We start from the raw sequence: 26501 nt of genomic DNA on the forward strand, positions 1-26501 counted from the left end.
GAGGAAATCCCCGTTGAAAGAGCACATATATACATTAAGTATTTCAGATGAGAATCCAAATAGTATTACTTTACCTTACGTTTTTTCTATTACACCACCAATTACATCCCTTTCCTTTGGCTTACGTTATATTACATGTGAGAGTATTAAAATTCATTATTCATTCACTCGAGAAATCATTATTGGAGAACAAATTGCAGCTAAACTTTTACTACCGCATTCAGCAACAATCCATGCCTTCATACAAAATCAAACCATTGTTTTCGGTCCATTAATCGGGATTTTCACAACTGGCTTTAACGATGATTCTAATTCTCCTTTAGGGAATCGTTCCATCTCTCTCGGCGAGTTACTAACACCACCATTCACATTGCAGCCATTTGTATTTGTCTTTGGCATTCAACATATAAACTGGGAAGAGGAAACAATTGAAGGGTACTTCTTTCAAGAAAGCAAATGGGTAAAAAACAAAGTCCCTTTACCAAATGTCATTTACGACCGTTTACCAAATCGGCAAGCAGAAAATTACAAACCTATCGTAAGAGCAAAAAAACGTTTAGAAAGCGACTATGCGATTCCGTGGTTTAATCCGGGATTTTTCAATAAATGGGAAGTGCATCAACTTTTAATAAAAGAAGATTCGATTAAACCATTCTTACCAAATACAGAGGCATTTCAGCATTTTGAACAAGTAGAACGACTTCTCGGTACGTATAAGTACATTTATATGAAACCAATACACGGTAGCTTCGGAAGAAATATTCATCAAATACTCTATTCTCAAACTGATAATTGCTACTATTGTCGTTATCGTGAAAATGAACAAAATAAACTAAGAAAGTATCAATCATTAGAAGCACTTCTTAACCATGTGTTAAAAGGACATGATTTAAAAAAGTTTATCGTACAACAAGGTATCTCACTGCTCCGCTTCGAAGGGCAACCCGTCGATTTTCGCATTCATACAAATAAAAACCATTTTGGTAATTGGGTGGTCAGTGCAATCGTCGCAAAAATCGCCGGCAAAGGTAGCTTAACAACTCATGTAAATAGCGGTGGTGATACGAAATTACTTCAGGAACTGTTTCCTGATTCAACAAAGCAAGTTCAAATTGAAAATAAACTAAAACAAACAGCCTTACAAATCAGTTATGCACTCGACCAACAAGTAACCGGGAACATTGGAGAAATTGGTTTTGACATTGGTTTAGACACCGCGGAAAATCCGTGGCTATTTGAAGCAAATTCTAAACCGGGGCGAACTGTATTCCAAGATGAAAAGTTAAAAGAACAAAGTGAACTTACGCGTCAATTATTTTATGAATATGCCATCTATTTAACTGAACATTCTTTGTGCGGTCCGAAAGAAAAAACATCTCAAATCCAATCGAATACTGCACCTAACACCGGAAATATTCCGTCCCCTATGATTAACTCACAAATACAAATACAAAAACTTCCACCTCACTCATAAGGTGGAAGTTTTCTATTTATCCCGCTATTCGCTGGGCAGTAAAACTCCCACCTCAAAATTCGGCTGGAGCAAAGAAGTTAGGTGGGAGTCGGGCTACCCGTAAACGCCCGATTGGTGAGGGCTAATAATCAGTGGGGGATGAACAAAACCCCCACTGATTAAAGTTTCACTTTATACAAACTTCACTACAACTTCCGTTTCCACATTACATACTCCGCAATAAAAAATATGATTGCAGTACTCATTTGAATTATTATGTGTTAAACCGTCTACCGCACTTAATAATTCCTGATCCATATATGCACTGTAATCATCTATGTAATCTACAGCTTTCCCATAATCTTGGAGTATTCCTTGGCAATTTTGACAAGAATATGTTTGTGATTCTAGCGCGTTGCAAAGTGGGCAAATTCCCATCGTTATTCCTCCATACGTTGTCGTTTAAAAACAATTAAAAAGCCTCTTTTTTAGGTTGAAGAGAGCATCTAGCCTTGCATAGGAGCGGTTAGTTCCTTTTTCTGCCCCATCCCGAGTTAAAACAGAACTATACAGTTAATACCGATTTAATTTTCATTTTACTAAGCTGGAATTTTTCTCACTTTAATTATATTTTCGTTTACAAGCCTCTCTTTTTTAGATTGAAGAGAGCATCTAGCCTTGCGTAGACGCGGTTAGTTCCTTTTTCTGCCCCATCCCGGGCTAAAACAAAACTATACAGTTGATACCGATTTAATTTTCATTTTACTAAGCTGGAGTTTTTCTCACTTTAACAAATCATAAGTTAAGTAAGCCAAACTGGTTATACAATGAAAAAACGCATATGATTTCGCTCTTAGTTTAGCCTTCTTTCTTAAAAATACAACGATTACTCTTATTTCATAATTTACGAAATGATGAAATGTTTTTTACAAAATTTACAAATTATTATTTTGTATATCTTTCTAGGTAACATCCATACTATGAGTACAAACTTAATTACCGATGGATTAGCGCCAACGGGGCGATAATCTGGTTCAACTCCAGCTAGTCCAACCAAAAAAACTTTTATAACTCTAAGGAGGATATATTCCTATGGCAAACCAAAGTTCTTACAATCAATTAGTAGTACCAGGTGCAACAGCAGCAATCGATCAAATGAAGTACGAAATCGCTCAAGAATTTGGTGTACAATTAGGAGCAGATTCTACGGCTCGCGCTAACGGTTCTGTTGGTGGAGAAATTACAAAACGTCTAGTTGCAATGGCTGAGCAAAGCCTTGGCGGATTCCAAAAATAAATATATATGGCAAAAAGGTCTCAGGGCATATGCCCTGAGACCTTCCTTAATTTACTGCAACATTTGTAAAAACTTCTTCGTTCGTTCTTCTTTTGGATTTGTAAATACATCTTCCGGTATACCTTGTTCGACAACGACACCGCCATCCATGAAAATAACACGGTTCGCAATTTGATGAGCAAAGCGCATTTCATGCGTTACAATGACCATCGTCATTCCTTCTTTAGCAAGTTCTTTCATAACCTTTAAAACTTCTTGAACTAGCTCAGGATCAAGTGCTGACGTTGGCTCATCAAATAGTAAAACTTCAGGCTCCATCGCAAGCGCACGAGCGATTCCAACGCGCTGTTGTTGTCCACCTGATAATTGGAACGGATATAAGTCTACTTTATCCGCAAGACCAACTTTTTCAAGGAAGTAGTTCGCTTTTTTCTTCGCTTCTTCTTTCCCCATCTTTTTCACTGTAACGAGCCCTTCCATTACATTGTGAATTGCTGTTAAATGTGGGAATAGATTATGGTGCTGGAATACCATGCCTGTTTGCGTACGAAGATTTACAATATCTTTCTTCGATACTTTTTGAGAGAAATCGAGCTCTTTATTACCGATGCGAATGCTACCAGCGTTCGGCGTTTCTAACACGTTGAGGCAACGTAAGAATGTCGTTTTACCAGATCCAGATGGCCCGATAATAACAACTACTTCGCCCTTCTCAACTGATAAATCTATATGCTTTAGTACGGTATTATCTCCGAAACTTTTTTGTAAATGTTGAATTGAAATCATAAAAACAAAAACTCCTTTTATGAAAGGGTTATTTTAGAGTATAACGTTCTGAACGTTTTTCTAATATTTGTTGCACGATAGATAATAAGAAGCAAATTACCCAATAAATTAGACCTGCTTCGAAATAAACAATTAAAAACTCATAGTTCATTGCCGCGATTTCCTGCGCTTTTCGGAACATTTCTGTTACTAAAATTAACGACGCTAATGACGTATCCTTCAATAAACTAATAAATGTATTCGAAAGCGGCGGAATAGATACACGCGTTGCTTGCGGTAAAATAACACGTTTTAATGCTTGCGGATATGTCATCCCAATTGTGTAAGCTGCTTCCCACTGTCCTTTCGGAATAGAAAGAATAGAAGCACGAATAATTTCAGATGCATATGCACCAACATTTAATGAAAAACCAACAATTGCTGCTGTATATGGCTCAACCTCAATATTAAGAGTTGGAAGACCATAGAAAATAATAAATAACTGTACAAGAAGTGGCGTTCCGCGAATGATAGATACATAGATACGAGCAATCCATTGTAAAATACGACTACCTGAAATACGCGCGAGCGCTGTTAACGTCGCAAGTATAATACCGATAATAAATGTAATAAGCGTTAACGGAATTGTCGTAAAGACAGCTTCCTTCAGCATAGGCGAGAAGGAAGTCTGCATAATATCTATCCATGTAGACAATCGATCTGAGATCACTGCACTACTTAGAAACATTTTCACCGAACCATTTTTTCGTTATTTTATCGTACGTACCATCTTTTTTCATATCTTCTAACGCTTTATTTACTTCTTGTACAAGCTTGTCGCTACCTTTGCGGAATAGGAAACCACTTTGTGATGCTTCTTTTTCTGTATCTACAATTTTAATTTTTGCATCTTTTTTCGTTTCTAAATAGTTTAATACTGATAATTTATCATTGATTGTGAAATCAACGCGGCCAGAACTTAATAATTCAGCTGCTTGGCTAAATCCTTCTACACCCTCGATGTTCGCACCGTTTTTCTTAGCGATATCTGCGTAGTTACTCGTTAAAGATTGTGCTCCTTTTAATCCTTTTACATCAGCAAATGTAGCAGGCTTATCTTTATCTTTTGCGATAACTAATGCTGCTGAAGAAGAAATATATGGACTAGAGAAGTCATATTTCTTTTGGCGATCTTCACGAATACCAACTTCGTTCGCAACCATATCGAAACGTTTTGCATCTACTCCTGCAAGTAAACTATCCCATTGCGTTTCTTTAAATACAGGTTTTACACCTAAACGTTTTGCAACTTCTTCTGCTAATTCAACGTCAAATCCAGTTAATTTATCCTTTGAATCGTGGAACGTAAATGGTGGATATGTACCTTCTGTACCAATTACAAGCTCACCGCTTTGTTTTATCTTCTGTAACGCATCTTGACTAGCTGTATCTTTTTTCTCTTCTTTGCCGCAACCCGCTACAATCCCAATCGCTAATGTAGTTACTGCAAGCACTGAAAATAATTTTTTCATGATAGTAGTCCTCCAAGTATTCTGATAGGAATTTAAAAACTATATTGATTGTATGCAATTTCGAACAATTTTTCAATGAAAATGTTCTTATTTAGTTTATCCTTTTTCTTCATAATCAAACAAAATGGAAAAATACCGCTACATACAAAAAATAAGTAACATTTTTTAATATAGCATTTATAAAGAAAAAGGTAAAACAATACTTACTTATTTATAAGTTTTTCTACCGGTGAAATATATTAACTTCTGAGCGGACAATACGATTAAAAAAGAACTTGCGAAAATCGCAAGTTCTTCTAAAAATTAAGCGCTCTGGTTTCCTTCCATTTGCGTTTTGTACATATCATAATAACGCCCGCGCTTTTTCATTAATTCATCATGGGAACCTTTTTCCAAAATCGTTCCTCTATCAAGCACAATAATTTGATCAGCGCTCTTAATTGTTGAAAGGCGATGAGCGATAATAAACGTCGTTCGTCCTTTCTTCACAACTTCTAGCGCTTGTTGAATCATCGCTTCTGTTTCGGTATCAATGCTGGAAGTCGCTTCATCTAAAATTAAAATCGCCGGATCAAAAGCAAGTGCCCTAGCAAACGATATAAGCTGACGTTCTCCGGTTGAAAGTGTACTTCCTTTCTCCGTAATTTTTTCATCTATGTTGTTTGCAAACCTTTCAGCACCAACATCACGTAATGCCTTTACGATGCGATCTTTTGAAATTTTTTCATTTTCTAAGCTTACATTGGATGCCACTGTCCCGCTAAATAAAAACGGATCTTGCAATACAATTCCCATATGTTCACGCGTTGCTTGTTTCGGCATCTCTGTTACATCATGACCATCAATCGTAAGCTTCCCTTTTTGAAATTCATAAAACTGAAAGAGTACATTCATAATGGAACTTTTTCCTGATCCAGTATGACCGACAAGTGCCACTGTCTCCCCTTGTTTCGCTTCAAAAGAAATATTTTTTAACACTTCATCTTTTCCATTGTAAGAAAACGAAACATTATCGAATTTCACATTTCCGGTTAAGCGAGGCATACGTTCTTCTTCTACTGCCTCTCCTTTTTCCTCTAGCAATTCAAAGACACGCTCTGATGCAACACGCGATTGCTCTAAGTTAGCAAGTTGGTTCACCATATTCGTAATTGGCGAGAATAATCTCGTTAAATAATCGACGAAAGCATATAGTATCCCTAGAGAAAGGAGGCCAGAAGCACTTAATGAAGCACCACCGAAATACCAAATTACGCCTGTAAAAGCGATGTTTCTTAATACAGACACTAAATTATGCGACGTTGCTGCATTTAAATTTAAAATTTTATTTTGATATTTAAAATAATCACCATTGAGTTCTTCAAATTCCTTCTTCGTTTCATGTTCTTGACGAAATGCTTGAATAATTGGCATCCCTTGAATCGATTCATTCACTGTTCCGTTAATATCCGATAAACGCGAACGCATTTTATGATTGTATACAGACGCATACTTTCTATACATAATCGCCCAAACAATTAAAATTGGGATGATAAGTAAGCATAGTGCCGCCAGTTTTACATCAAGTAAAAATAGTGCAGCGAAAATCCCGATAATATAGATGATACTAGAGACGAATGTCGCAAGCACTGTTACATATAAATCACGAATCGCTTCTGTATCATTCGTTACACGCGATACAATTTTCCCTGCTGGTAAATGATCGAAATAACGAATTGGCAACGTTTGAATATGGGAAAAGACGTCTTCCCTCATAATTTGAATAATTTTGTTTGCCGCCTTCTGTAAGAAAAACTGCTTTCCGTATGCAAATAATGATACGACTACTAATAAAGCGAAATAACCACCGCCAAGTAATAGTAAACGATTTATTTCTGGTTTATAAAACGCAAATACTTCTTCTTTCGTTAAGGCTTTCGTTTTATACACTTGCACAGCCTTACCACTTTGTACTGTAAGCACATCACCCTTAACAGAACGACTTCCTTCAAGCGTTATTTTATTCGGCACAAAATAGTACTGAAAACCAACTTGAATCACTCGGACTTCTTTCCCTTTTTTCTCACCTTCTTCAAAGCGATCACTTCGCTTATACGAGGCGCCATTATACGAAACAGCATCCTCACTCTTTTCTGTTTCATACCAAGGTCTCTCTATTCCAACGATATGCTCATCAATCATCGTTTTTGCGACGAAAGGACCCGCGAGTTCTGCAATGACGAAAACAAATAACATCGCCATCGCTGCAAAGATCGGCCCCTTCACTTTCATTGCATATTGAAACAATCGTTTTGAAACACTCATATTTTCACCCCACTATCCGCACTTTCACTTTCACCTTGTTGTCTATCGAACTGCTCTGCATACCAGCCCCCATTTCGAATGAGCGCTTCATGCGAACCTTCTTCAATAACTTCACCGTTATCCATAACGAGAATCCAATCCGCGTGCTGCACAGCTGACAAGCGATGCGTCGTTATAATCGTCGTCTTCCCGCTTCTTTCTGTTCGTATGTTTTCAATAATTGCCGCTTCCGTACGAGCATCAACAGCTGATAAAGAATCGTCCAAAATTAAAATTTCCGGATTTTGAATAACAGCCCTCGCAATCGAAATCCTTTGCTTTTGCCCGCCTGATAAAGAAACACCTTTTTCCCCAACGAGCGTTTCTAAACCTTCTGGTAAAAACTCTAAATCCTTTTTAAACGCAGCTATTTCAATCGCTTTTTCAAGTTCTTCTTCAGTCGCTTCTCTGTTTCCGAATAAAATATTTTCCTTCGCTGTTTTTGAAAATAAAATGTGTTCCTGAGGTACGTACCCAATCCAGCCAAGTACGTTATCATTCGGAATTTTATCTAGCTTCACATCAGAAACTGCAATATCCCCTTCTCCAAGTGGATATTGACGAAGAAGCTGACGTACAAGGGTCGTTTTCCCGCTTCCTGTTTTCCCAACAACTCCAAGTGTCTCTCCTTGTTTTAATGAGAACGAAACATTTTTTAAATTTGTTTCAATTGATGAAGGATATGAAAAAGTAACGTTATCAAATTGAATGTAATCTGGCTCTTGTACAAGCTTTGGATCTTTCGGATTCTTTACATCCGGTTCATAAGCTAACGTTTCATTTACACGATCTAACGAAGCATTTCCTCTTTGCATAACATTAATCAATTCACCAATTGCAAACATCGGCCAAATCATCATCCCTAAATAGACGTTAAAAGAAACGAGCTCACCAAGTGTCACCTTTGATTGGAATACGAGATATGCACCGTACACTAAACCAATTAAATAACTAAGACCGACGAGCATTTTCACAGTCGGCTGGAATAATGCATCGATTCTTGCTACTCTCATATTTTTCTCGTATACGTCATCTCCTAAATGATGGAACCTTTCTTGATCAGCATTCTCCTGTACGTACGCACGAATCACGCGTACACCCGCAATTGATTCCAGCACTTTATCGTTCATATCTCCGAACGCATCTTGTGCGACAGTAAATCTTTCATGCAATTTCTTTCCGTATCTATTCATCGCATACGCCATAATCGGAAGCGGTATAAGCGCAGCAAATGTTAACTGCCAACTAATTGAAAAGCCCATCATACAAACGATTGTAAGCATATATAGACTAGAATCAACGAGCGTTAATATACCAAAACCAGCTGTCATGGAGATTGCTTTTAAATCATTTGTCGCTCTCGCCATTAAATCGCCAGTACGGTTTTTTTGATAAAACGTCGGTGTCATCTTGAGTAAATGCCCCATAAATTTTGAACGCATCGTTTTCTCCAGTACGAACGCACCGCCAAATAGTTGGTGCTGCCAAATGAAAGTAAGCACATACCCACCAATCGTTACCCCAAGTAAAATAAAAATATATTGCATAATCGCCTCGTTCGTTAAGGCTCCTGTTTTAATATTATCAATTGTAATTCCTAACACTTTCGGAGGAATTACCTCTATCACGTTTACAATTAAAAGTACCCCAATTGCGATACTGTACCTTTTCCAATGCTCCCTAAAAAACCAGCTTAACTTTAGTAATACTGAAAACAATATAACCTCTCCTTTCTCGTTCTCGTTTGATTCACATTTCTTTATCCGCTATCCAAATCCATCACATTTACATTTTGAAAACCACAGTATTTCATCACATTTTTCCACCTTCCAAATTCTGATTTTTTATAGTAACGAGGAAAATAAACAAAAAAAAGCATACCGCCGCTTGACGATATGCAATAGAATGCATAAAAGCGTACGTTACGATATACGCAACGTACGCTTCTCATAAGACAAAAAGGTCCTATATATCCGCACGGGTTGCGTAATGATATGAATGTTTTCCGCCATTTAACAGAGCTAAGCCCATTACATTTACGATTACAATCATTACGCACACCCCCTTCATTTATTTTCCATTTATAATCTTACAACTTTATTGAGTATTCTGTCAATTATTTTTTTCGCTTTAGAATAAAATAATCTTTTATCACAAAAAATGAAAGTGATGCATTCTACTTATAATTCAGTTTGAAATAAGAGAATCTTCTGTAAGAAAGGGCATACAAAATAAAAAAATAATAAGAAATCGTTTTCACAAACATTTCATTTGAAAAATATTATCAAACCACCTACAATCACCTTATACTCACTCTTACAAGTTGCTATTTTAGGAGGACTAATCATGACAACTAGCAATACGTACAAATTTTATTTAAACGGAGAATGGAGAGAAAGCTCTTCTGGTCAAACAATCGACATTCCATCTCCATACTTACACGAAGTAATTGGGCAAGTACAAGCAATTACTCAAGGAGAAGTGGATGAAGCAATTGCATCTGCAAAAGAAGCTCAAAAATCATGGGCTGAAGCTTCTCTACAAGATCGCGCAAAATATTTATATAAATGGGCTGATGAGCTCGTAAATATGCAAGATGAAATTGCCGATATCATTATGAAAGAAGTCGGTAAAGGATATAAAGATGCGAAAAAAGAAGTTGTTCGTACAGCTGACTTCATTCGTTACACTATTGAAGAAGCTCTTCATATGCACGGAGAAAGCATGATGGGCGATAGCTTCCCTGGCGGAACGAAATCTAAACTTGCGATTATCCAACGCGCACCACTTGGTGTTGTATTAGCAATCGCACCATTTAACTACCCAGTAAACTTATCTGCTGCAAAACTTGCACCAGCACTTATTATGGGTAACGCTGTTATCTTCAAACCAGCAACTCAAGGTGCAATTAGCGGTGTTAAAATGGTTGAAGCACTTCATAAAGCTGGCCTTCCAAAAGGTCTTGTAAACGTAGCTACAGGACGCGGTTCTGTAATTGGTGACTACTTAGTAGAACATCCTGGCATCAATATGGTATCGTTCACAGGTGGTACAAACACAGGTAAACATTTAGCGAAAAAAGCTGCAATGATTCCACTTGTATTAGAACTTGGTGGTAAAGACCCTGGTATCGTTCGTGAAGATGCTGACTTACAAGATGCTGCAAATCATATCGTAAGCGGTGCATTCTCTTACTCTGGTCAACGTTGTACAGCTATTAAACGTGTACTTGTACACGAAAATGTAGCAGACGAGCTTGTTGGCTTATTAAAAGAGCAAGTAGCTAAATTATCAGTTGGATCTCCAGAACAAGACAGCACAATCGTCCCATTAATCGACGACAAATCTGCTGACTTCGTTCAAGGCTTAGTTGATGATGCTGTAGAAAAAGGTGCAACAATCGTTATCGGTAACAAACGTGAGCGCAACTTAATTTACCCAACATTAATTGACAACGTAACAGAAGAAATGAAAGTTGCTTGGGAAGAGCCATTCGGCCCAATCCTTCCAATCATCCGTGTTTCTTCTGACGAACAAGCGATTGAAATTGCTAACAAATCAGACTTCGGTCTGCAAGCAAGTGTCTTCACGAAAGACATTAACAAAGCGTTTGCAATTGCTAACAAAATCGACACTGGTTCTGTTCAAATTAACGGACGCACAGAGCGCGGCCCTGACCACTTCCCATTCATCGGTATAAAAGGTTCAGGTATGGGCGCACAAGGTATTCATAAGAGCCTTGAGTCTATGACACGTGAAAAAGTAACTGTATTAAACTTAGTTTAATCTTATATGTAGAAGCTGATCTAGTTTTAGATCAGCTTCTTTTTATACAATTTAGTTCACGAGTTGTTTTTCCATAGGTAAATTCACACATTCTACAGAAATTTGATACCCTAGCCAACGCTCAGCAATATGTTCAAACGATAAAACAGAGCCTGTTGTAAAAAATCGATGCTTCGGATTAAGATTGTCAGACAAAATTCCTTTGTGCTGTAAAATGGTACTTAACTCTATCGCTGTTTCTTCTGCAGAGCTAATAATTGTCACAGCCTCTCCTAACTCCTTTTTTATATAGGACTCTAAAAGTGGATAATGCGTACACCCAAGAATTAACGTATCTATATCTTCTTTCGTTAATGGCAGTAAAGCTTGTTTCACTTGCTGCGTTACATATGCTGTATCTTCTAAGTGATTTTCTACAACTGTAGCTAAAGTCGGACACGCATGACTATGCACTTCCAAATATGTATCAAGCTCGTGTAATGCTTTTTCGTACATGTTAGATTTTATCGTACCTACAGTTCCAATTACCCCTATTTTCCCTTTCTTTGTCACTTTAATTGCAGCTCTTGCTCCCGGATGTATAACGCCAATAACTGGAATGGAAAGTGCTTCTTGCAAATCAGTCAATGCAGCAGCTGCACCAGTATTACATGCTACCACTAGAGCTTTTAATGGAAACTGTTTGAGGAACTCAACCATTTCAAATATGAAAGATTGTACCTCCTCTACACTTCTTGGCCCATACGGACAACGCTCATTATCACCAATATAGTAAATGCTCTCTTTAGGCAATTGACGCATAATCTCACTAGCAACTGTTAATCCCCCGACCCCTGAATCTAGTACACCTATTACGGATTTTTTATTACATACAGACATATACTTCATCCCCTTCTCAATCTTCTAGCGCTAATAACATGTATTATATTACGAAAATTCAAATATTGTATAACAATCCCTCTCACTTTTAATCACAAACTCTTCTCTATAATCTGATTATTACCATATCCATTGACGTATAAAAATACATTTGTTACTCTTAAATACGTTAATTTAATATTTAAATCCTCATTCGTATCTCGGTGAGGTAGAGGTTGCAATCATTAAAAGTATCATTTCAGGAGATGTAGTGGCATTGATGAAGGAATGAGAAAGGAATGGTTGCCGAAGTAAGACGTGCCCACCATGCGCGCTTGCTGGGTCTGCATTTAATAAGTGCAGAACTGTCACAAACGTTTCGTTTGTGGAGAGCTATCGAGAGGTATGTCGTGGGTTTCTTATAAGATAGAAAGCATGTAGCGGCAAATTACGTGCTTTTTTTGTTTTGTTTGGGACTTCTCTTCCTTACTTAGGAAGACATACATATCTCCTCGCTTGACTTGGTTATACTAACTTTGGAGGTATTTTCTATGCAACAAAAAAAATGGGGCTTTTGGGTACTAACAGCTTTCGTTGTCGGTAACATGGTTGGCGCTGGTATTTTCATGGTGCCAAGTACGTTGGCACAAACAGCTAGCCCTCTCGGTGTCACTTTAGCTTGGTTAACAACAGGGTTTGGTGTTTTAATGCTAGCTCTTGTTTTCGGTAATTTAGCAATTCGTCGTCCTGATTTAACGACAGGACCACAAAGTCATGCATATGCTTTATTCTCATCACCAAAAAAGAAAAAAATGGCTGGTTTCAGCATAGTATGGGGATATTGGGTTGCAAACTGGGCAAGTAACGTTGCCATCATTACATCTTTCGCGGGATATTTATCGCTCTTCTTCCCGATTATGAAAGATACACGACTATTGTTTTCAATCGGCTCTTTCAATATAGAAGTTGGAAAACTACTTACATTTACTATTTGTTCTGTTTTACTATGGGGCACTCATTTAATTTTAACAAACGGTGTAAGCGGAGCTGGGAAACTTAACTTCTTAGCAACAACAACGAAAGTGACTGGATTCCTTCTATTCATCATTGTTACGTTATTTGCGTTCGAAGCTTCAAAATTTGGACAATGGTACACACCAATGATCGATAAAGAAGGCGTATCACACGGTCTCCTTTCACAAGTAAATTTAGCTGCTCTTACAACACTTTGGGCATTTATCGGGATTGAATCAGCCGTTCTTTTATCAAACCGAGCTACTTCTCCCAAAACGGTAAAACGTGCAACAGTTGCAGGTTTACTAATAACAGTTGCAATTTACTTAGGAATTACAATTTTAACAATGGGTGTACTTCACGTTGATAAATTACAAGCTTCTGAACGTCCATTAGCAGATGCATTAAACGCTGCAATGGGTCACGGCGGCGGGAAACTTATGGCATTACTTGCTCTTACTTCCCTATTCGGTTCCATATTAGGCTGGATTTTATTAAGCTCAGAAGTACCTTATCAAGCAGCAAAAGAAGGTTTCTTCCCTTCCTTCTTCGCAAAAACAAATAAAAAAGGAAGTCCAATTCATTCACTACGATTAACAAACATTATGTCGCAAGTGTTCTTATTCTCAACATTATCAGGAACAATTGCGGAAGCTTATACATTCGTTATTACAGTATCAACTTTAGCCTACCTCATTCCATATCTCGTTTCACCAATCTTCCAGTTAAAGCTAGTCGCAACTGGTGAAACATACAAAAATGAAATGCGGGCAAGAATTACAGATGGCATAGTCGCAGCGATCGCACTTTGCTATGCACTATGGGTTATTAAAACAGGCGCATCCGATATAAAAACATTCCTTCTCGGGATTGGTTTATTCGTAATTGGCTTTGCCTTCTATCCATTAATGAATCGTGATCAGAAAAAAAATAACGAAAAGAAAAACGAGCAAGTTGCATAACGCAATTTGCTCGTTTTTTGCTTAATAAAACATATATAATAGAAAAAAGAGGTGAAAAACATGTCAATCGAATCACTATGGAGCTCTCGCTTTCAACAACATATTCAAAATGCCATCACATACTTTGCACGTATGATTAACGGTTTGCTATATAGTTTCATCTTCGTCTCATGTGTAGGTGCATATTATTACGCCAAGTTTCTTAAAACAGATCCTTCTAAAGGAATATCTTTATTACTCATCACAATCGTACTTACACTCATTATAACGAGATGCCCAATTCGCACATTTATTCAAAAACCTGACGCTGTCTATTTACTAGCGCTAGAAGAGAAATTAATATCTTATTTTAAAAAATCTCTTCTATATAATTACATCATTCAACTTTTCCCGCTTGTATTTATGTTCCTTATTATCGTACCGCTTGCCATGCAATCATTACAATTAACCGTACCTTTTTTATGTACAATCTTTATAATTTTAATGATTCTAAAGGGCTGGAACATATACATACATTGGATATGGCGTGATAGTTATGAAAAAAACATATGGCTTATCATTCGTGTTGCTTGTAATGCCCTTATCATTTACATGCTGTTTTATACTGCAAATGTGATTGTATTAGGCGGATTACTCTTACTTCTCACTTTCCTACTTCTATATACGAAGAAACAACCAATAAAACGAATACCGTGGGAATACATAATCGAACAAGAAGAAAAAATGGACATACGATTTTATCAATTCGCTAGCATCTTCACTGATGTTCCGCAGCTAAAAAAACAAGTAAACGGCAGAAAATGGCTTACAAATTGGATCGAACCTTTACTACATAAAAAACAAGCTACTTTCTTCTATTTACATACACTATCGTTTTTACGTGGGAATGATTATTTTGGTATATATATTCGCTTGGGGTTAATCGGTTCCTTTATCGTATATTTCGTACCGAATCTATATGTAAAAGGCGCTATCGCTTACATCGTCCTATACATGATCTCTATGCAGCTTCGTTCGCTGTGGAAATATTTTTCGGGAAATATTATCGTGGCATTATATCCGATTGTTACTGAAGAGAGAATGAATCAATTTCTTAGCTTAATTTTCACATTACTAAGTATTCAACTCATTGTATTTTCAAGTGTTATACTCGTTGCTACAGGACAATTACTATATGCTTTGATTATTATGTTAATCGGCGTACTTTGGATAAAGTTTATTGTTGTACCAAAAACGAAGAAACGTATTTCTTCTTTATAACTAAAATAGAGGCTGCACATAGCAGCCTCTTTTCTCGTCCTAAAATTTCTAATCACTTTTCGTAGGCATTTCTCATATAGTGAAAATGACTATACAATTCCTATCCATACGTTAAATAATGATTTCACACATATAAATAAAAAAGATAGGAGCTCTATTATGAACAACAATCCGCCTTCAACACCCCAAAACAACTCAGAAGAAAATAGCCGTGACATTAAATTGCAAACATTACGAGTCATCGGACTCATCGTCCTCATTAGTGGTTATATTCTCGTCGCTCTCTCAGAAGTGGGTGAACTAAAAACCTTATTAACAAATCCAAATGCCAATCCTAATTTAGCTGAAGTTGATCCGTTTTAGAAGCTATCTAAAAAGCGAGTCCCAGCATAACCGGTTCGCTTTTTAGATAGCTTTATCCAATCTTAGAAACGTTTCGTTCATCTTGATACTTCTCTTTTCCAATCGCCTTCATAAATAATAAAATACTGCTCATACCAACGATAAAATACAGCGCACTCATTCCCCAAGATGCAATAAATGAACCTAACATAACACCTAATGCACCGTTCATTTTCGCCACTTGAAAGACCATTCCGTTAATCGCCATATAAGAACCTCGCGCCTCACTTGGCACCATATCCGCCATTATAGATTGACGAACCGGTACATACATCATCTCTCCTACAGTTTGGAAAAGCCCCGCAATTAATAAAATCCATAAGCTATTGCTCGTTCCAAGTATGGTGAATCCAATTGTATAAATGAATAAGCCTACATATAAGATTTTTAAATCGTTGAAGCTCTTCAACATTTTAATAACAAGCGCCGAAAATAATACAATTAAAATTGTATTCTCTGTAGATATCCAGCTCAGCATTCGAATACCTGTTAAATCAAACGTAAAACCATTTCCGAAGAAAAAGTGAATCGTTTCAAATTCCTTCTGCAAACGTATCCCTAAATAATTATTAATTTGAAACTCTAAAGATAATGTACATATACTTGCTGCACAAAAAATTAAAAACGCTCGGTCTTTCATCACAACTTTATAACTATCCGCCATATCCTTTAATACGTTTTTCTTCTCTACAGTTTTTCGCGCCACATACACTTCTTCCATATATATAGCCATCACATATAAAGTAATGACCGCCACAGCCGTTAATACGATAAACAATTGTAATCTATAGTTTTCAAATAGTAATCCGCCAAATATCGCTCCAATAGCAATTGATAAATTAATCGCCCAGTAGTTAATGCTGTACATCACTTTTCGATTTTCAGGTGTACTCACATCGATTAACATCGCTTCGGTCGCTGGATTCATAAGTCCAGATCCTAAGCTGTTCACGAGCATAAATAAAAACGTTAACCACGGTGAATCTACATAATCTGAGTTCGCAATTCCCATACAAGCAATGGAAACGACTTGTATACTTTGGCCAATAATCATTACTTTTTTACGACCGAGCCGATCTCCAATATACCCGCCATATAAACCAATTACTAATGAAGCTATTACATTAATTAGTAGTAAAGCACCAGCAACCGCACTACCTAACTTTATTGAAAAATAAATTGCCATAAACGGAAAAATCATCGTTGATACAGCTCGTGTTAAAAATGATGTTATAATTCTAATTTTTATATTTCGATGCATACTCCAAAACCCCATCGTTTTCCCCTCCTTATGCTTATTCATTTTACTTTGAAAAAGAGGAAGAAAAAGGTTAGAATATTCTAAAGAGTTTCCCCTTTTATATAGAAGGAAGTGTATACGTATGAAGATTATGGACTATTACATTAGACTAAGATTACATGCACAAGACCAACAACATATGCGAAATAGCTTACAAGAATTAGCGGATGTTTTATATTGCAGTACGAAAAACGTGAAGATTTTATTAAAGAAAATGAGCGAAGAACAACTAATTTACTGGACTCCAGGGCGAGGCCGCGGGAATAAAACTGAAATTATATTTGTACATAGTTTAGTAGAATCAATTGAATGCTATACAGATGAACTGTTAGCGCAAGAAAAATTAAAAGATATCTTTCTTCTTTTAAAAGAACCCCTTCCTCTTGCACTTCAAAAAAAGATAGAAAATAAACTACATCATCATTTTGGATACGAACCTTCAAATGATATGTACGACATATTAAAGATCCCTATATCAAGAAAGATATTACCATTAGATCCCGCTTTTGTGGCTGTAACAACAGAGGGTCATCTTATTAGCCAAATTTTTGATACATTAGTCATTTATAACGATATTACAGAAAAAATGGAACCGCACATTGCTCATACGTGGGAATTAAGTCAGGATCAACTTGCGTGGACGTTTTATTTACGAAAAGATATACATTTTCATAATGAAACTCTTTTAACTTCTAAAGATGTTCAATTTTCATTTGAAAGATTGCAGCAAGCTCAATCTCCTTACGCATGGTTAACACAGGAAATTGTCCAAATTGAAACACCGTCACCACTGCAAGTACGGTTCCATTTAGCAAAACCGAATTTGTTTTTCTTACATTATGTAAGTTCAATACAACTCGCAATTTTGCCCTATGATACGGTAATCCAAAATCATCACTATATAGGTACTGGACCTTTTAAACTTGCTCATTACTCTGAAGACAATATCGTACTTGAAGCTTTCACCCATTATTTTAAAGAGCGAGCTCTACTAGATCGTATTGAGTTTTGGCGTATTCCAGATCATGTGAAAATACATTCTGATTATGAATTACCAAATGAGAATGAAAATGAAAGACATGACATACAAATAGAAGAAATAGGCTGTATTTATGCTAGCTTCAACTTTACAAAACCTGGTCCCCACCACGACATTTACTTTCGTAAAGCTTGGAGAGAAATATATGACGTTGAAACGATCCTCCGTGATTTAGAAGGAAATCGAACAATCACTGCATCAAGCTTCTTTCCTGAAAGAAGTCGCCAAGCTCAGGGAAGACCCTATTCATTAGAAAAGGCGAAAGAATATTTGAAGAAGAGCACATACAAAGGTGAAACGATACATATTTACTTCTTCGCGTTTAAAGATAGTGCAAATGACACAGTCTTCCTAAAGAAACGTTGCGACCGTTTAGGCATACAAGTAGAGCTTCATCCATTTCTTGTTTCAGATTATATGGACTGTTCTATTGATAAACATGCCGATATCATTTTAATGGGAGAAGTGTTTGCCGCCGAGCATGAAATTGCATTCTTAAATGTATTTAAAAATAAAAGTTGCTTCGTAAATCGGTTCATGGACCCGCACTATGAAAAACAAATCAATTGTTTGCTAGATACCTTTTTATTAGAAGAAAATAAAGACAAGCGCTATGAGCTCATGTATGAAATCGAAGATTTTTTACAAGCAGAACACATCATTTTATTTAACTATCACGTTTTAAAAAGAAAAACATATCCCTCTTCTCTAAAAAATGTAACAATAGATTCATTCGGTTGGGCGAATTTTGCGAAGTTATGGATACAGCCATCCCCGTATTAAAATGTGTAGTTTTTTATAAAAGGAGAAAAACCATGAAAAGCAACCTAGAAAAAAGGCTTTCCTATCTATACACAGGTGAGTTATTTTCAGTCATTACTTTTATTTTTACAAGTTACTTAATTAATTATGCTTATCCTACATTATATTTATATTCCCTATACTCTTTTTGGATCTCATTTCTTCTTTTAGAGTTTCTCTTACTACAAGGAACTGTTTACTGGTACGTAAAGTGGAAACGACTAAAAAAAGAGAAAACATCTGTTACACCTATTGTGATTATTCAATATTTAAAAATGCTAAAAAAGATAAATATCGGATTGATTATCACAGGACTTATTATGTTTACTATTGATTTTGTAATTTGGTATCCTCAATTACCTTTAATCGGGCTATCATTCGCACTATTTGTTTATGTTTTTGCATTATTTGAGTATATAAACTATTATCATATTCAGCTTTCATATGATAACATCTCTGATATTAAATATTTGATTAAATCAAAAAAACTAAAACAGTCCTGTATGAGTAAAGATTTTCAACGTATTTCATAAAGTGAAACTATAATCAGTGGGGTATGTGGGATAAAATACTAGATTCCGCTTATGAAGACTTTAAACCAATAAGAATTAAGCAATTTTCACGAATGTAAAAGAAGGTATTACATCCTTAGTAATACCTTCTTTTACATTTTTAAAGAGGAACCTTCTTGCACACAAAGATGCAAACTATTATTTAATTACTTCATCCAAATGCTTTTTCAAGTTTAATAAGTATTGCTCTATATCCGGATTCTTCACCACATCACAACAAGCAAAACTCTTTAATGGACTCATACCGAGAAACTTCTGCACACGATGTAAATGACTAAGCGTTGATTCTAAACTTTCTCCTTCAAAGAACTTCGTCTTATCTCCAAATGCTTTTTCAGGTGCATTCCAAGTTGTGGAAAACATATACTGCTTCTCTTTTAATAAACCACCTGTTCCGTATTCATCTGCACCTTTAAAGAACAAGCCGTATTCATATATTTCATCCATATACGTTTTAAATAATCCCGGGACACTAAACCAATAAATTGGTGTTTGATAAACCACAACATCGGCCCATAAAAACTTCTCTTGTTCTTCTTTAATACTATATCCATCTTGAATCGTTGTTGTTTTCACATGATGATTTTTGCTTAATACAGTTACCATATAATCAACTAACGTTTTATTTAATCGTCCTTCCTTTGAACCGTATTTTTCATGTCCATTTATAATCAATATATTTCCCATCGCTTTTCTCTCCCTTATATGATCTACTCTTCAGCTATTAAGCCCAGTTGCTGCTTCAGCGTAAGATTATCTTCTAAATGCCAATCTTCCGTTATCTTTCCGTCTTTCACGTGTAAAATATCAATTGCAAAAAAACGAATGTTTTTACCATTATGAGTTCCTGCAAAAGAAAGACGAGCTGTTACTTTATCACCAACGACTAATAAATCTTCAATCTCACAATGTATATTTGGAACGACTTTACGAAAATTTTGTGCTGCAAACTTTAATCCTTCAATGCCTTGTGGACGGCCTTTCGGCAATGTATTATCGAAGAATTTTTCAGTAACAGTCTGCGGAATAAGTTCCTCCTTACCTGTATCCCAAAATGCGTAAAAACGCTGAGCTGCATGAACAATTTCTGTCGCCTCCTTTTTACTTAATGAAGAATCCATTGTCATTGCTTTTGGCTTCGGCATTTCTTTTAAAAACTGAATTTCAGTTTTTTGCTCCCCACTGCACGCTGCAAGCACAATACAAATGACAAAAAAACTAAGGAACGCAAACAACTTTTTTATAACCATGGAAATCACCTCCTCCTCATACAAACCCTTTGTATTTCCTATTGCTATTGTATATACACTAACTTTCTTTATGGAAGTAGTGATATTTTTTTCATATAGTTACCGAAAAGATAGTTTTGTGATACGATAAAGCAAATTCATTCAAAAAATTTTTATGGAGGCTAGTTCCATGAACAATATAGATCCGGTTGTATTAACGAAAGGTTTACCTGGCATCCCATGTCCTATCGCTAAAACGCTTGACGTAATTAGTACAAAATGGACATTTTTAATTATTCGAGACCTTCTTATCGAAGGAACGTTACGATTTAGTGATTTACAAAAATCAATGGATGGGATTAGTCCGAAAACATTATCGCTTCGACTAAAAGAATTAGAAGCACAAGGGATTATAACGAGAAAAGTATATCCAGAAGTTCCGCCTCGTGTAGAGTACACCTTAACGGATAAAGGAAAGCAATTAGAGGGGATATTTATTGAATTAAAGCGATTTGGATTAAGTTTGTAAAGTGAAACTATAATCATTGGGGGTTTTGTCCATCCCCCAATGATTATTAGCCCGCAAATAGCGGGATAAAACAAAAACCCCTTACAACGGTAAGGGGTTTTAATTTACTCACTAAATTACTTCGCAAAACTTTCAGCCAGCTGCTTCTCTCTCCACATAAATGTAATGCCGAGACCAACGATTAAAACAACACCTGAAAATGCATATGGATAATGAATATTTATATCAAATAATATTCCGCCCATAGCAGGTCCTGCGATATTTCCTAAACTCGTATACGTTGAATTCATACCAGCAACGAATCCTTGCTCTTTTCCAGCTGCTTTTGATAAAAATGTCGTTAAAGCTGGACGAAGTAAATCAAATGCTAGGAAAATAAAACAAGTAACGAGAAGTACACTCCAATAATTAAAGACTACAGTTGAAACGAATGCTAACACTGCTCCTACAACTAAACATATTTGAATTAATACTTTCTCACCGAACATGTCTACCAATTTTCCAAACATAAATACTTGCACAACTACCCCAAAGATTGAGCTAATCGTAATAATTGCAGCAATATCTTTCGGTGTGAAGCCAAATTTATGATCAGAGAACAGGCTAAACACAGTTTCATATGCTGATAATCCAAATGCGAGTACAAATACAATAATAAATGCGATTGCATACATTGGATTTAAAGATTTCTTTAAATCCCCGATAAAACTTGATTCTTTCGTATTAGCAGAAATCTCTGCAAGTTCTTCTTTCGTTAACGGCTCTTTCAAAATAAATATAGAAATCACGCATGCGACAAAAGCAATCACTGCTGCCACAAAGAAAGGTACACGTATACCATATTCTGCAATAAACCCACCAATTCCAGGTCCTATAATAAATCCGGTACTAATAGCTGCTGAAAGATATCCCATCGCTTTTGGACGTTCCTGAATAGAGGTAATATCAGCAACATATGCCGTAACACCCGGCATAATAAACGCAGCACTAATCCCGCCTAACACCCTCGCTGCATAAAGCATCCACACATCTTTTCCTAATCCAAAAAGAAGCTCTGAAACACCAAAAATAAATAATCCAATGATTATCATTTTCTTCCTACCGTAAAGATCGACCCAACGACCCGTAATAGGTGAAGTAATAAGCTGAGCCATTGCAAATACTGCAACGAGATAGCCCATCGTCTTTCCTGTTAAATTCATATCATTCATAAAGGATGGCATAACCGGAATGATTAATCCAATCCCTAAAAAAGCGATAAATATATTACTCAAAAGAATGATCAATACCATCTTTTGTTCTTTTATCGGTTTCTTCAATTTTTAACACCTCTTCCCGTAAGTTCCTCTCAAAAATAATGCCCAAGAAACTTTTTCTTTATCCTGCTATTTGTGGGCTAATAATGAGTGAAGATGCCCCTACTCATTAGAATTTCACTCTATCCTTCCACACATACATAAATACAGGGTGAATGACTATCATTCAGTTTCCCGCAGAAATGAACCTACCTTTTCAGACAGGTTCACCTTACTATTTCTTTATCCCGCATTAACGGGCAGTAAGACTCCCACCTCAAAATTCAGCGAATGCGAGGAAGTTAGGTGGGAGATAACTGCCCTTAAATGCCCGATTGGTTCAACTAATAATCAGTGGGGATGAACCCTCCCACTGATTAAAGTTTCACTTTATATGTAGTGCATGTGTTAAAAAATCTAGTACTTCTGCCTTTTGTAGCTCGACTTGCTCATCATCTTTATGATCATATAAATAAACTTGTTCCGCTGCTGATTCAACAAGAGCAATAAATAACTTCGCTGTTCTCTCTGCATGAACCGAATCACGAATTTCACCAGCTTCTTTTGCTTCACTTAAAAATTCACTTAGCCACATATAAAGAGGCTCATATACAGCTTCCCATTCTTTTATATGTTCAGTAGATGCAAGGCCCGCATACATTAATGCTTGTATTTCACGATATTCAGCTATAAAGTTAAACACTGCATCTATTACTTGCGCAACTTTACTTGAAAAAGGTGCATCGTTCTGTACTTTTTCTTTCACTGCAAGTATCATCTTCTCAACCATCACTTCTGCTATTGCAGGCATAACAGATAACTTAGAAGGAAAATATAAATAGAAAGTTCCTTGTGCAATGCCAGCCAATTTTACGATATCAGAAATCTTCGTTTTTTCAACGCCCTTTTCCTGAAACACTTCAATAGCTGCATAGACAATTTTCTCTTTTTTATTCATCATCTAAACCCTTTCACACGCGTATTGAATGACTGTCACTCATTTTATAAAATAACTAGCTGTACTGTCAATTATAGTGCACTTTTCATAATAAAAATCTCCCAACAAATCGTTAGGAGATTCAACTTTCATATCAATTTCTTATGAAAGAGCCTTTAATCCCGTAACTCCACATACGATAAGAGCTACACTAATCAAACGTGCCTTACTTTTCGATTCACCAAACAGAAACATATTTAATAAAACTGCGCCTGCTGTTCCAATGCCAATCCAAACCGCATAAGCCACACTTACTTGTAAGAACAAGAAAGATGTGTATAAAAATGCGAAGGAAGTTGCAAATCCACCTATATAAATCGCTCCATTTGCTAACGTCTTATCTTTACTATACATCTTAAGGCCTATCACACCGACTATTTCACTAATTGCAGCACAAAATACGAAAAACCAACCCATTTTTAAGCAGCTCCTTCCATAGTTTCTTCCACAGTCTCTGCTTTATTATCAGCCAATTTTAAACCGATAACGCCTGCTACAACCATCACAATGAAGAATAATTTTCCTAAACTAAAACTTCCACCGAAAAGAAAAACATCCATTAAGAAAGTTCCTACAGTACCAGCCCCAGCAAACACCGCATATACTGTCCCTGTCGCAAGATGTTCACACGCTTTAGAAAGGAAGTGAAAATCAACAGCGATAACTCCTACAATAATGAACCAATGCCACCAAGTATGAGCTGTATTAAAACCAAACACCCAAAAGACTTCAAAAATACATGTTAATATGACATATAACCAAGCTTTATTTTTCATATCTCTCACCTTCTATTATACACTGACTGACCGTCAGTCATTTTTGATTAAAAAAATATAATCTCACGCTAACTACTATTTAAAAAGCCAATATCATCCTCATTTATCCTTATATTTGTTCCGTCATTAAGCTAACTACATATACAAGTTGCTTATCTACACCCTTTCACATAAAAAAATGACTGAATGTCATTCATAAATATTCTACATGACCAATTGATAAAGTGTCAACACCCGGATTCTCTTAACCAAAAAATATTTTAGATTTCTTAAATCCACGTGTATATTTCTTAATAATCTGTCAATAATGGTAGTAACAAAATATTTTCTCCATTCCCCCCTTGGAGATCCCTTGAATCGAGCAGTTGCTTTTAGCTAACTGCTCTTTTTTTAATTTATCGGCACATTATAATAAAATACTCATAGATAAATTCCAAAACAAAGACCTGTACTCCCTTTTCAACATGCAACAAAGAACGAAATATTTTGTACGCTATTTACTTTCCAACGAGTCTTTGTATGCAATAATTTTATTTTCAAGCATCTTCTCTGTAATTACTAAGTTTTCTCTTTGAGTTTGAATAGATTTTTTATGATTTTCTAAAAGTTGTAAACGAGCTTCGGTTGTATGTTCCCCTTCTGTATATAATCTAGCGTATTCTCTTATTTTCGCTATCGGCATTTGCGTTTGTTTTAATTTCATTACAAACTGCAACCACTTTATATGCGATTCTTCATACAGTCGATTTCCATTTATATCGCGATTTGCAATTAATATGTTCTCTTTTTCATAATAACGTAATGTATGTGTGCTCACTCCTAATAATTTAGCTACCTGGCTAATTGTGTACATACTCATACTCCCTCCACATGCCATTTATCATCATATATTTAACTGCTTTATAAAAAACATTTGACTTAGAGTATACTCTAACAAATAGAATCTAACCATACTAAATTAATTTGAACTTAGGGGGATTTTATATGAAATATACTGTTATTACTGGTGCAAGTTCCGGAATTGGCTATGAATCAGCTTTAGCCTTTGCATCTCGCGGAAAAAATTTAGTACTTGTAGCTCGAAGACAAGAAGAATTAGACGGATTAAAATTAAAAATTAACGAAATGCATCCAGAGTTGGATGTTGTCATTCGAAGAACTGATTTATCCGTCACTGAAGAAGTTTATAAATTTTATGAAAGTCTACAAAGTTTTCAAATTGAAACGTGGATTAACAACGCAGGTTTTGGTAATTTCGCCTCAATTGCTGAACAAAATTTAAATAAAATAGAGACGATGTTGCATGTAAATATAGAAGCACTAACAATACTCTCTTCTCTTTTCGTTCGAGATTATTCAATGGTTGATGGAACACAGCTTATTAACGTTTCATCGGGCGGTGGATACACGATTGTGGCTAATGCTGTTACGTACTGTGCTACGAAATTTTATGTAAGTGCATTTACAGAAGGACTATCTCACGAAATGAAAGAACAAGGTGCAAAACTACAAGCAAAAGTTTTAGCTCCTGCTGCAACTGAAACAGAATTTGCGAAACGTTCATTTAATATTGATGAGTTCCAATATGATGGTGTTGTACCGAAATTTCATACTGCAAAACAAATGGCACAATTTATGCTTGACCTTTATGATAACGATAAAGTTGTAGGACTTGTCGATGGTTCTACGTATAACTTTGAGCTTAGAGATCCGCTTTATAATTTTACAGTAAGACAAACGAATTCAAATTCTTAACAACATCTCATTTCTGACTAAAATATAGATACCCACTATTTCTTAAATAATAGTGGGCCTTTTTTCTCTCTAAAAATTTCACCCAACATACCGTATCATCGCCACCTCATCACAATAATCAACTTTTGGACAATGTCTACAATCAATCCACACTTTTTCTGGTAATGCTTCTCTATTCACAAAATCAAACCCGCACTTTTGAAAAAATTCCGTTTCATATGTTAAAGAAATTACCCTGTTCACTTTTATCTTTGCCGCCTCATTCATTACATGATTCACTAACTTACGCCCTATCCCTTTTCCTGCATATGTATGCGAAACTACTAACGATCGTACTTCTGCAAGATCCTCTCCTAACACATGTAAACCAGCAACTTCAACGACTTCCTCTCCTTCTTTCATAACATATAAACATTGTAAATATTGATAGAGAGACAAAAGAGCACGCGGCAAAACAACTCCTTCTTTTGCATACATTTCAATGAGATTATAAATTTCTTTCACATCACTTGTAACCGCATTAAAGATTTTCATATT

26 protein-coding genes and 1 riboswitch are annotated in these 26501 nt (G+C 36.0%); of the genes, 10 read left to right on the top strand and 16 right to left on the bottom strand.

The features are described 5' to 3' along the window. Window positions 1-13 precede the first annotated feature (13 nt). Entirely contained in the window at window positions 14-1474 is a 1461-nt protein-coding gene (locus JTF23_RS17560) for a YheC/YheD family endospore coat-associated protein (protein WP_204209293.1), read from the top strand. Between the two features lie 171 nt (window positions 1475-1645). Here JTF23_RS17560 and JTF23_RS17565 read toward each other — a convergent pair whose 3' ends face one another. Further along, window positions 1646-1891, bottom strand: coding sequence for a hypothetical protein (locus JTF23_RS17565; RefSeq protein WP_002159132.1), 246 nt, complete (start codon window positions 1889-1891; stop codon window positions 1646-1648). 654 nt (window positions 1892-2545) lie between these two features. Here JTF23_RS17565 and sasP point away from each other — a divergent pair. After that, window positions 2546-2749, top strand: a complete 204-nt coding sequence (gene sasP, locus JTF23_RS17570) for a small acid-soluble spore protein, SasP family (protein WP_000013349.1) — start codon at window positions 2546-2548, stop codon at window positions 2747-2749. Window positions 2750-2800: 51 nt separating this feature from the next. Here the strand turns inward: sasP and JTF23_RS17575 are convergent, their stop codons facing one another. From JTF23_RS17575 to JTF23_RS17595, 5 genes are all read right to left on the bottom strand, one after another. After that, complete coding sequence (locus JTF23_RS17575) at window positions 2801-3535, bottom strand: amino acid ABC transporter ATP-binding protein (protein WP_204209294.1); 735 nt, start codon at window positions 3533-3535, stop codon at window positions 2801-2803. Between the two features lie 28 nt (window positions 3536-3563). Then, window positions 3564-4262 (bottom strand): amino acid ABC transporter permease, encoded by a 699-nt coding sequence (locus tag JTF23_RS17580; protein WP_078179875.1) that lies wholly within the window; start codon window positions 4260-4262, stop codon window positions 3564-3566. Further along, window positions 4249-5046 carry an amino acid ABC transporter substrate-binding protein gene (locus JTF23_RS17585; RefSeq protein WP_016103831.1) on the bottom strand — a complete coding sequence of 266 codons (798 nt, stop codon included), beginning with the start codon at window positions 5044-5046 and terminating at the stop codon, window positions 4249-4251. Before JTF23_RS17585 ends, JTF23_RS17580 begins: the two co-directional genes overlap by 14 nt. Window positions 5047-5349: 303 nt before the next feature. After that, entirely contained in the window at window positions 5350-7350 is a 2001-nt protein-coding gene (locus tag JTF23_RS17590) for an ABC transporter ATP-binding protein (RefSeq protein ID WP_204209295.1), read from the bottom strand. Further along, a complete protein-coding gene (locus JTF23_RS17595; RefSeq protein ID WP_204209296.1) occupies window positions 7347-9107 on the bottom strand; it encodes an ABC transporter ATP-binding protein in 1761 nt (586 codons plus the stop codon). Before JTF23_RS17595 ends, JTF23_RS17590 begins: the two co-directional genes overlap by 4 nt. Window positions 9108-9735: 628 nt before the next feature. Here JTF23_RS17595 and gapN point away from each other — a divergent pair. After that, window positions 9736-11175 carry an NADP-dependent glyceraldehyde-3-phosphate dehydrogenase gene (gene gapN / locus JTF23_RS17600; protein ID WP_204209297.1) on the top strand — a complete coding sequence of 480 codons (1440 nt, stop codon included), beginning with the start codon at window positions 9736-9738 and terminating at the stop codon, window positions 11173-11175. 51 nt (window positions 11176-11226) lie between these two features. Here the strand turns inward: gapN and racE are convergent, their stop codons facing one another. Continuing rightward, window positions 11227-12054 (bottom strand): glutamate racemase, encoded by an 828-nt coding sequence (racE, locus tag JTF23_RS17605; RefSeq protein ID WP_071151040.1) that lies wholly within the window; start codon window positions 12052-12054, stop codon window positions 11227-11229. 201 nt (window positions 12055-12255) lie between these two features. Then, window positions 12256-12437, top strand: a riboswitch (Lysine riboswitch). Window positions 12438-12584: 147 nt separating this feature from the next. Here racE and JTF23_RS17610 point away from each other — a divergent pair. The 3 genes from JTF23_RS17610 (at window position 12585) to JTF23_RS17620 (ending at window position 15632) form a co-directional block, all read left to right on the top strand. After that, on the top strand, window positions 12585-14009 hold the full coding sequence (locus JTF23_RS17610; protein WP_002114879.1) for an amino acid permease: 1425 nt from the start codon (window positions 12585-12587) through the stop codon (window positions 14007-14009). Between the two features lie 60 nt (window positions 14010-14069). Next, window positions 14070-15269, top strand: coding sequence for an ABC transporter permease (locus JTF23_RS17615; protein WP_204209298.1), 1200 nt, complete (start codon window positions 14070-14072; stop codon window positions 15267-15269). A 159-nt stretch (window positions 15270-15428) separates the two neighbouring features. Next, entirely contained in the window at window positions 15429-15632 is a 204-nt protein-coding gene (locus tag JTF23_RS17620) for a hypothetical protein (RefSeq protein WP_204209299.1), read from the top strand. Window positions 15633-15684: 52 nt separating this feature from the next. Here the strand turns inward: JTF23_RS17620 and JTF23_RS17625 are convergent, their stop codons facing one another. Further along, window positions 15685-16947 (bottom strand): MDR family MFS transporter, encoded by a 1263-nt coding sequence (locus tag JTF23_RS17625; protein ID WP_088077709.1) that lies wholly within the window; start codon window positions 16945-16947, stop codon window positions 15685-15687. 106 nt (window positions 16948-17053) lie between these two features. Here JTF23_RS17625 and JTF23_RS17630 point away from each other — a divergent pair, with 106 nt between their 5' ends. Together JTF23_RS17630 and JTF23_RS17635 are read left to right on the top strand one after the other, a co-directional pair. Then, window positions 17054-18793, top strand: a complete 1740-nt coding sequence (locus tag JTF23_RS17630) for an SgrR family transcriptional regulator (protein WP_204209300.1) — start codon at window positions 17054-17056, stop codon at window positions 18791-18793. 32 nt (window positions 18794-18825) lie between these two features. After that, complete coding sequence (locus tag JTF23_RS17635; protein ID WP_002114891.1) at window positions 18826-19344, top strand: hypothetical protein; 519 nt, start codon at window positions 18826-18828, stop codon at window positions 19342-19344. 177 nt (window positions 19345-19521) lie between these two features. On the opposite strand, the gene JTF23_RS17640 is transcribed toward JTF23_RS17635, so the two are convergent. After that, window positions 19522-20070 (bottom strand): NAD(P)H-dependent oxidoreductase, encoded by a 549-nt coding sequence (locus JTF23_RS17640; RefSeq protein ID WP_204209301.1) that lies wholly within the window; start codon window positions 20068-20070, stop codon window positions 19522-19524. Between the two features lie 23 nt (window positions 20071-20093). Then, window positions 20094-20633 (bottom strand): ester cyclase, encoded by a 540-nt coding sequence (locus JTF23_RS17645; protein WP_078174019.1) that lies wholly within the window; start codon window positions 20631-20633, stop codon window positions 20094-20096. Between the two features lie 169 nt (window positions 20634-20802). On the opposite strand from JTF23_RS17645, the gene JTF23_RS17650 reads away from it, so the two are divergent. Next, on the top strand, window positions 20803-21141 hold the full coding sequence (locus tag JTF23_RS17650; protein ID WP_001059473.1) for a winged helix-turn-helix transcriptional regulator: 339 nt from the start codon (window positions 20803-20805) through the stop codon (window positions 21139-21141). 116 nt (window positions 21142-21257) lie between these two features. Here JTF23_RS17650 and JTF23_RS17655 read toward each other — a convergent pair whose 3' ends face one another. From JTF23_RS17655 to JTF23_RS17675, 5 genes are all read right to left on the bottom strand, one after another. After that, window positions 21258-22460: an MFS transporter gene (locus tag JTF23_RS17655; protein ID WP_078174021.1), complete on the bottom strand. Its 1203-nt coding sequence runs from the start codon at window positions 22458-22460 to the stop codon at window positions 21258-21260. Between the two features lie 361 nt (window positions 22461-22821). Continuing rightward, window positions 22822-23397, bottom strand: coding sequence for a TetR/AcrR family transcriptional regulator (locus JTF23_RS17660; RefSeq protein ID WP_002159146.1), 576 nt, complete (start codon window positions 23395-23397; stop codon window positions 22822-22824). A 138-nt stretch (window positions 23398-23535) separates the two neighbouring features. After that, a complete protein-coding gene (locus JTF23_RS17665) occupies window positions 23536-23850 on the bottom strand; it encodes a DMT family transporter (RefSeq protein WP_000539672.1) in 315 nt (104 codons plus the stop codon). A gap of 2 nt (window positions 23851-23852) precedes the next feature. Continuing rightward, the gene (locus JTF23_RS17670; RefSeq protein ID WP_002114907.1) at window positions 23853-24209 is read right to left on the bottom strand and encodes a DMT family transporter; all 357 of its coding nucleotides are present in this window, start codon (window positions 24207-24209) and stop codon (window positions 23853-23855) included. A gap of 493 nt (window positions 24210-24702) precedes the next feature. After that, window positions 24703-25062, bottom strand: a complete 360-nt coding sequence (locus JTF23_RS17675; RefSeq protein WP_002159148.1) for a MerR family transcriptional regulator — start codon at window positions 25060-25062, stop codon at window positions 24703-24705. Between the two features lie 131 nt (window positions 25063-25193). Here JTF23_RS17675 and JTF23_RS17680 point away from each other — a divergent pair, with 131 nt between their 5' ends. Then, entirely contained in the window at window positions 25194-25964 is a 771-nt protein-coding gene (locus JTF23_RS17680) for an SDR family NAD(P)-dependent oxidoreductase (protein ID WP_078174023.1), read from the top strand. Window positions 25965-26042: 78 nt separating this feature from the next. Here the strand turns inward: JTF23_RS17680 and JTF23_RS17685 are convergent, their stop codons facing one another. Further along, window positions 26043-26498, bottom strand: a complete 456-nt coding sequence (locus JTF23_RS17685) for an N-acetyltransferase (RefSeq protein ID WP_078174024.1) — start codon at window positions 26496-26498, stop codon at window positions 26043-26045. Between the last annotated feature and the right edge of the window lie 3 nt (window positions 26499-26501).

It is taken from the genome of Bacillus sp. RIT 809, assembly GCF_016892495.1.
Lineage (GTDB): Bacteria > Bacillota > Bacilli > Bacillales > Bacillaceae_G > Bacillus_A > Bacillus_A cereus_U.

What these genes read in the sequence shown, in the direction of transcription:
- JTF23_RS17565 (WP_002159132.1), bottom strand. Translation starts at nt 1,891, where the DNA reads ATGGGAATTTGCCCACTTTGCAACGCGCTAGAATCACAAACATATTCT.
- sasP (WP_000013349.1), top strand. Translation starts at nt 2,546, where the DNA reads ATGGCAAACCAAAGTTCTTACAATCAATTAGTAGTACCAGGTGCAACA.
- JTF23_RS17575 (WP_204209294.1), bottom strand. Translation starts at nt 3,535, where the DNA reads ATGATTTCAATTCAACATTTACAAAAAAGTTTCGGAGATAATACCGTA.
- JTF23_RS17580 (WP_078179875.1), bottom strand. Translation starts at nt 4,262, where the DNA reads ATGTTTCTAAGTAGTGCAGTGATCTCAGATCGATTGTCTACATGGATA.
- JTF23_RS17585 (WP_016103831.1), bottom strand. Translation starts at nt 5,046, where the DNA reads ATGAAAAAATTATTTTCAGTGCTTGCAGTAACTACATTAGCGATTGGG.
- JTF23_RS17590 (WP_204209295.1), bottom strand. Translation starts at nt 7,350, where the DNA reads ATGAGTGTTTCAAAACGATTGTTTCAATATGCAATGAAAGTGAAGGGG.
- gapN (WP_204209297.1), top strand. Translation starts at nt 9,736, where the DNA reads ATGACAACTAGCAATACGTACAAATTTTATTTAAACGGAGAATGGAGA.
- racE (WP_071151040.1), bottom strand. Translation starts at nt 12,054, where the DNA reads ATGTCTGTATGTAATAAAAAATCCGTAATAGGTGTACTAGATTCAGGG.
- JTF23_RS17610 (WP_002114879.1), top strand. Translation starts at nt 12,585, where the DNA reads ATGCAACAAAAAAAATGGGGCTTTTGGGTACTAACAGCTTTCGTTGTC.
- JTF23_RS17615 (WP_204209298.1), top strand. Translation starts at nt 14,070, where the DNA reads ATGTCAATCGAATCACTATGGAGCTCTCGCTTTCAACAACATATTCAA.
- JTF23_RS17620 (WP_204209299.1), top strand. Translation starts at nt 15,429, where the DNA reads ATGAACAACAATCCGCCTTCAACACCCCAAAACAACTCAGAAGAAAAT.
- JTF23_RS17625 (WP_088077709.1), bottom strand. Translation starts at nt 16,947, where the DNA reads ATGGGGTTTTGGAGTATGCATCGAAATATAAAAATTAGAATTATAACA.
- JTF23_RS17630 (WP_204209300.1), top strand. Translation starts at nt 17,054, where the DNA reads ATGAAGATTATGGACTATTACATTAGACTAAGATTACATGCACAAGAC.
- JTF23_RS17635 (WP_002114891.1), top strand. Translation starts at nt 18,826, where the DNA reads ATGAAAAGCAACCTAGAAAAAAGGCTTTCCTATCTATACACAGGTGAG.
- JTF23_RS17640 (WP_204209301.1), bottom strand. Translation starts at nt 20,070, where the DNA reads ATGGGAAATATATTGATTATAAATGGACATGAAAAATACGGTTCAAAG.
- JTF23_RS17645 (WP_078174019.1), bottom strand. Translation starts at nt 20,633, where the DNA reads ATGGTTATAAAAAAGTTGTTTGCGTTCCTTAGTTTTTTTGTCATTTGT.
- JTF23_RS17650 (WP_001059473.1), top strand. Translation starts at nt 20,803, where the DNA reads ATGAACAATATAGATCCGGTTGTATTAACGAAAGGTTTACCTGGCATC.
- JTF23_RS17660 (WP_002159146.1), bottom strand. Translation starts at nt 23,397, where the DNA reads ATGATGAATAAAAAAGAGAAAATTGTCTATGCAGCTATTGAAGTGTTT.
- JTF23_RS17665 (WP_000539672.1), bottom strand. Translation starts at nt 23,850, where the DNA reads ATGGGTTGGTTTTTCGTATTTTGTGCTGCAATTAGTGAAATAGTCGGT.
- JTF23_RS17670 (WP_002114907.1), bottom strand. Translation starts at nt 24,209, where the DNA reads ATGAAAAATAAAGCTTGGTTATATGTCATATTAACATGTATTTTTGAA.
- JTF23_RS17675 (WP_002159148.1), bottom strand. Translation starts at nt 25,062, where the DNA reads ATGTACACAATTAGCCAGGTAGCTAAATTATTAGGAGTGAGCACACAT.
- JTF23_RS17680 (WP_078174023.1), top strand. Translation starts at nt 25,194, where the DNA reads ATGAAATATACTGTTATTACTGGTGCAAGTTCCGGAATTGGCTATGAA.
- JTF23_RS17685 (WP_078174024.1), bottom strand. Translation starts at nt 26,498, where the DNA reads ATGAAAATCTTTAATGCGGTTACAAGTGATGTGAAAGAAATTTATAAT.